The sequence below is a fragment of the Bifidobacterium sp. genome, from assembly GCF_051876855.1.
Lineage (GTDB): Bacteria > Actinomycetota > Actinomycetes > Actinomycetales > Bifidobacteriaceae > Bifidobacterium.
This window is the reverse complement of the sequence record NZ_JBJEIH010000003.1, coordinates 12,249-18,166: the sequence shown is the minus strand read 5'-3', so window position 1 is coordinate 18,166 and position 5,918 is coordinate 12,249. Positions and strand designations below refer to the sequence as shown.

At 62.0% G+C, this 5,918-nt stretch carries 4 protein-coding genes and 1 pseudogene; all 5 read right to left on the bottom strand.

Features of this window, described 5'->3' with window-relative positions:
- Positions 1-1,341, bottom strand: a pseudogene (locus ACI38B_RS00085) (transcription-repair coupling factor); the annotation flags it as partial.
- Entirely contained in the window at positions 1,331-1,930 is a 600-nt protein-coding gene (pth, locus tag ACI38B_RS00080; protein ID WP_044092061.1) for an aminoacyl-tRNA hydrolase, read from the bottom strand. The gene pth and the pseudogene ACI38B_RS00085, both read right to left, overlap by 11 nt.
- A gap of 162 nt (positions 1,931-2,092) precedes the next feature.
- Complete coding sequence (locus ACI38B_RS00075; RefSeq protein ID WP_439729017.1) at positions 2,093-2,629, bottom strand: GNAT family N-acetyltransferase; 537 nt, start codon at positions 2,627-2,629, stop codon at positions 2,093-2,095.
- Between the two features lie 210 nt (positions 2,630-2,839).
- Positions 2,840-4,234, bottom strand: a complete 1,395-nt coding sequence (locus tag ACI38B_RS00070) for a nucleoside hydrolase (protein WP_439729016.1) — start codon at positions 4,232-4,234, stop codon at positions 2,840-2,842.
- 138 nt (positions 4,235-4,372) lie between these two features.
- Positions 4,373-5,473 carry an ABC transporter substrate-binding protein gene (locus ACI38B_RS00065; protein ID WP_439729015.1) on the bottom strand — a complete coding sequence of 367 codons (1,101 nt, stop codon included), beginning with the start codon at positions 5,471-5,473 and terminating at the stop codon, positions 4,373-4,375.
- Positions 5,474-5,918 lie beyond the last annotated feature (445 nt).

Here is a 5,918-nt window from a genome sequence, read left to right as displayed (position 1 = left end):
GATGGTCACGACGAATCCGGCGTCAATCAGCCCTTCAATACCGGTGGCGGCTTTCGACTCGTCGCCACGGTATTCTTGCGGGGAGCTTGCGCCGATGCGCACATTGCCCGGCAGGCCTGGGTCCACGCCGAAATCAGCGAGTTTCCACACCTCATCGCGCGAATAGGCGAGCGAGCTGACGGTCTCCTCGTAGTCGAGGAAACTCGCCTGGTCGAAGCTGATCGGCGCGCCTGCCCCATGGCCGCTGGCGGCGACATGCCAGCTGGCGGCGAGGAATTCGTTGGCTGTTTTCGTCAGGTCGTCCGCTGCCCGACGCAACCGTTCCGGGTCGGAGAGCATGATGACCGCACCTTGGGGCAGCATGCGCTGCACCGGCTCCATGTTGTCAATCAGCGCAGGCATCAGGGATTCCATGCCTTCCACGGGGATGCCGTCCGCGATGGAGGCGAGCATGTCCTCGGCGTTGGGAATCTGCCCGATGAGCGATTTCGCGCGGTCACGCACCGCTTGCGTCAGTTGCAGTTCACGGCATGGCGTCGCCCAGACGGTATGTAGGCCATCGCCGTAAGTGCGCTGGTCGGAGGCGTGGAACTCCTTGATAGTGTCGATTTCATCGCCGAAGAATTCGATGCGGACCGGATGAGCGATGGTCGGCGGGAACACGTCGAGGATACCGCCGCGCACCGCGAACTGTCCGCGGTCCATGACCAGATCGACGCGGGTGTAGGCGTTCTCGACAAGACGGGCCGCGGCCTGGTCGAGCGGAAGCTCCTCCCCCGCCGTAAAAACCAGCGGTTCGACATCGCCCAACCCGGCGACGACCGGCTGGATGAGCGAACGCACCGGCATGACCAGAACCTTAATCGGTCCAAACAGGGCGTTCCCGGGTTCCGGATGCGTCAAACGGCGGAATACCGCCATGCGGGACGCGACCGTGTCTGCACGCGGGGAGAGCCGTTCATGCGGCAGCGTCTCCCAGGCCTCAAGTTCCGCGATATCCTGCGGATCGCCGTCATACCAGCTGCGAATCGCCTCAACTGCTTCCTGCGATTCCCGTCCCGAAGGCACGATGGCAACGACTGGGGCTCGCTGTGCGGTCGCCGCTGCGAGAGCCGGACGAATGCCGGGCACGGCTTCCACATTGAGCATCGGCTCGCTGCCCTCATTCGCAGGCACGTCGACCAGTCCGTGCGACAAATCATGGAAGGACCGGTCGTGATCGAGCTGGTCGAGCAGTCCGGAAAGCGCTCCGGCGGTCGGCGCAACAGGCGGAACCGCGGGTGTGGAGGGTGCAGCGGCAGTAGCGGACGGCGCCGCGGGCGTATGCTGCTCACCGGCCATTGAACTGCTCCTGCGCGCGGCTCAGCCCGGAGAAGATAATGGTTTCAGCGGCATCGGCACCATCGGCGAGGAATTCAGGCAGCTGCTTGCGCTGGTCCGGGCCGAATCCGCCCAACACCCAGTTGACGGTGTTGTCATGCGCGTTCGGGCCTCGACGGGCATGCCCCACTCCAAGCCGCACACGCGCGTACGCGTTGGTACCAAGCGAACGGTCAATGGACTTGATGCCGTTGTGCCCGCCGGCGGAACCGCCTGCTTTGACTTTGATACGGCCGAATTCAAGGTCCATATCGTCGTGGATGACCACGACATGCTCGGGCGGAATCTGATAGTAGGAGCTGATGGATGCCACCGCAGTACCCGATTCGTTCATGTACGTGAGTGGTTTGGCGAGGAAGAACTTAATCGACTTGCCTTGCAAGTTCATCACGCCCTTGCCAAGCATCGCGATGCCCTTATGGTCGCTGAAGTTCACCGACCAGCGTTCGGCCAGGACGTCCGCCGCCATGAATCCCATATTGTGCCGGGTGCCCTCGTATTGCTTGCCCGGGTTGCCCAAACCTACCACCAGCCAGAAATCAGACGCCATGCCGTTCCTCTCCCTCATCGCCGCCGCCCGCCGCATACCGGGCGCAGCTCATCATGCAATCATTCGCTACCAGAATGGCCAATCCTACCCGCCACGGCTGACTCGCCGGTGCGGCGCCGGTCTGCGATTCGCGACGGCCGAACATGCGTGACGCCCGGTATTTCAGTCATTGCTCAGCGGCAACCACCAGTAGGACATATCAAGATACCGCGTGCCGTCAAAACACGCCTGCGGCAGAAAACCGTACCGTTCGAACCCGAAATGGTCCATCAGCGCGATTGAGCCCGCATTCGACGCGAAAATCAGGGCGGTCGCGATGCGGTAGCCGCGCGTGCGCGCCGCGTCGAGCAGCCAGGCGACCACAGCCGTCCCGTACCCGCGGTGACGGGCACGCTCATCAACGTAATAGCTGAGTTCCACCACGCCGTCGTATGCTTCGCGCGGATGGAATTTCGACAGTGACCCGAAGGCCATGACACGCCCGGATGCATCTTCAAGCACGACCACCGGGTAGCGGTCACGCGGCCGGTGCGAATCCACCCACTGCCTGCGCTGCTCGAGGGTGCGCGGCACCAGATCGGCGGTCGAACCACCGGCGACCACCGCTTGATTGTAGATATCGGTAATCGTCTGAAGGTCGCTCTCCCGCGCGTCGCGGATGGTGACCGGTTGATGCTCAGCAGACCGTTCGCCGTTCACATTGCCTCCCTGTGTCCGTATGCCGTCGTATCCGACGCCAACGCCGGATTCGGTTCGACGATATTCCATCATGACGGCATGACCGCATGACGACTTGGCAGCAAGGTTGTTTGACGGCATAACCGCCGAGACGCAGGGCCGCCGACAACGCACAGCTACGCGACCCGCAACCCGCACGACATGCGACTTGCAATTCGTGACTGAGCGCCGTTACTGTGCCAAACGCTGGGACAACGCGGAAATGCCGCCGGTGAACATGTTGAGGAACCTCATGGAATCCACGGCGATCGCCACATGTGTGCACGACGCCGTCGGATCGTTGAGACGCGTCATATCGCCGATGGTGCGGCCACGCACACCCTGACGGTCACCGGTCGCCAAATCCACCCGCAGCGCGATGTCGAAAGTCTGCACAAGCGTCGGATCAAGCGCGGCCGCCACGGCAAGCGGGTCATGCATAGGCGCGCCGACGGCGAATGCCGGGTCGGCCTCCTCATTCGCTTTGATCATAAACGAGGCGAGATCGGCGAAGAACCTGCCGACACCGCCATCGATCTGCGACCACGGCTCGGTCAGCTCCGACGGCAGCAGGCACCGATGGGTGACATCCAAGCCGATCATCGTCACATCCGCCTGTGAGCGCAACACTAGGTCGGCGGACTCGGGGTCCTGCATGATATTCGTCTCACTGACCATATCGAAGCAGTTGCCCTGCTGGGTCAGGGCCCCGCCCATCATCACGAGCCGCAATTGAGGCGCGATATCAGGGGCAAGAGTAATAGCGGCGGCGATGTCGGTTAGCGGACCGGTCGAAATCACGGTCAGGTTCTTGCCCCACTGACGGACGCCGTCGATGATGGCTTTGACCCCCGCGGTGTCGCCCGGCATGATTTCCATCTCGACCTTGCCGTATTCGTCAGCGAGTGTGCCGAGCGTGTTCCGCCCACGCTGCGGCCCTGAGGTGTCGACCGGCTGCTTGGGCAGGTATCCGCCAATCGAAATGACCGGGGATGACAGCTTCTCCCGCACGTCAGGCTGGGCGGATTGAAGCGATTGCACCTCGTCCTGCCATGATGCCTGCCGCTGCTTCTTCTTCGCTTCCTTCTGATTGTCTCCGAACATGCCGGCGGAAACGGTCCCGGCGGCGGTGAAATCGATGTTGTTCGAGGAGAAGTCGTAGACCGCACCGTTGTACAGCACGGATGCGGTGCCGCCTGCGGTGGTTTCCATGCGCGCGTAATCGTCGATATTCAAGTCGGCGATGCCGTTATCCCCGTGGAAATGAGCGCAGGCCTTGTCCGCTGCGAATCCTTCAGCCCATGAAGGACAACGGCACCCGTCCAGCACCGGAATCTTCGAACCGCCAAGGAGGTTGAGCACGTCACGCGCGTTCTGCTGCGCCACCGACTGGATGACATTGCCGTACGTGGCGACGACCGATACCAGCCTTTCAGGCGCATACGCCATCAGCAGGCCGATGGCGAGCGCGTCATCAGTGCCGGTGTCGGCATCCAGTATGATGGGCGCGGCGATGTCCTGCGAATCGCCGGCAGCCCCTGCCTCACCGGTGTCACCAGTGTCACCCGTCTGGTTCTGCGGATCCATGATCTTCTCTCCCTCGACTGTTCGGCGGGCGTCCAGCCCGCACGAATCACATGGCGTCTGTTCCCATGATATCGCGCGTTGGACCTTTCCGTCCGACGGACAGGTCAATCTGCCCAGAACGCGCCGCCGGCGTCGGGATTATCGGGCGAGGAACCGGTCAGTGACCAGGTCCTTGGCCTTCGGTGCGGTGCGTACCACCTTGCCGGAGGCATCCGTATAGGCGCCGGCTTTCGCAAGGAAGTCGAAATACTGCTGCGTGGAAACGGTGTCGTTGGTGCCGAAGACGAGTTTGCCTGAGGCGATATCCTTCGGATTGCCCCAATACTGGCCGTCGACGATGACATGCATGCTGCGTTTGACAAATGCGAGTTTGAGATTGGCTTCCGGGGCTTCGTCCACGAGGATCTGCGCCGCTTTGTCAGGATACGCATACGCATACTCGTAACCTTGCTGCGCGGCTTGGGTGAAGGCCTTGACCAGTTTCGGATTGTTCTTGATGGTCTTGCTATTGGTGATGATGCCGATGGAGTCCGCATTGCCGGGCACCCCGTAGTCTGGTTCGGTGAAGCAGTTGAGCTTCGGGCCGTACATATCGGCCTGAACGCCTTCCCAGGTCGCGTAGAACCCGCCGAAATCCGCTTTGCCGCTGGACAGGGTCTGGAATGTGGACGTGCCGACCGTCACTTTGTCGAATTGCCCTTTGCCACCGTCGGTTTGAATCATCTGCTTGATGACCGCGTCGGATTCGTTCGTGCCGAAGGTGGCGAAGGTTTTCCCGTCGAAATCCCGCGGGCGGGTGATGGACGTGTTCGAAGCCAGAGAACACCAGATGGCGCTCGGCTTGCGCTGCACTTGCAGCACCTGCTTGAGCGTGGCGCCTTTGAGGCTGTAAGTGGAGACATTGGTGAGATTGGACAGGGCGAAATCCGCGACACCGTTGTTGACCGACTGTTCGGCGCCCGCCTGGGCGACGGCGACGATATCGACGTCTAGACCGGCTCGTTTGAAATACCCGTTGTGTTTGGCCACATACACGCCGATATGGTTGGTGTCGGGCGCCCAGGAGAGCATGAAGGTGGTTTTGGTCAGTCCGTTCGCGGATGTTCCGGCGGTGCCACACGCGCCGAGGGACGCGATTACGGCGATGGTGAGCGTGGCGGCGAATCCTGTACGGATGCGGCTGATGATGGATGTTGTGGTGCGCTGCCGTGCATGGGCAGCCTGTGGCAGATGGCTCATATGATGTCCTGGATCATGACGTGTTCCGTTCTCTGGATTCGGGCGGATTCGGCAGAGAACGAACGTGAGGGCCGGCCCCGCCTGCCCCATGTCCCCGCCCGGCCGTCATGATGTCATGCGCGTTGACCACGGCCGGATGGTTTGCCACACATGGGCACGCAAGCGATGTCAAGGATATCTTCAGCCGTGGTCATCCTTGTGAGCGGGCGGTTGCCTGTTGCGGACCGGACGCGGCAGACGGCGGTGGCGGCGGTGGTAGGTGTGTTGGCTCCGCTAGCTACGCAATCATCATTCTCGGCAATATTGCGGTCGCTTTCTTCCAGCCATCGCCGTCAGGGACGGGTTCACCGCGGCAACGGCCCGGACCAAGTTTTGATCACCGATTGTGGGACGCGCGAGGCATCGAACCGGTAATGCCCAGTGACCGCCATATGCGTGCGGAACG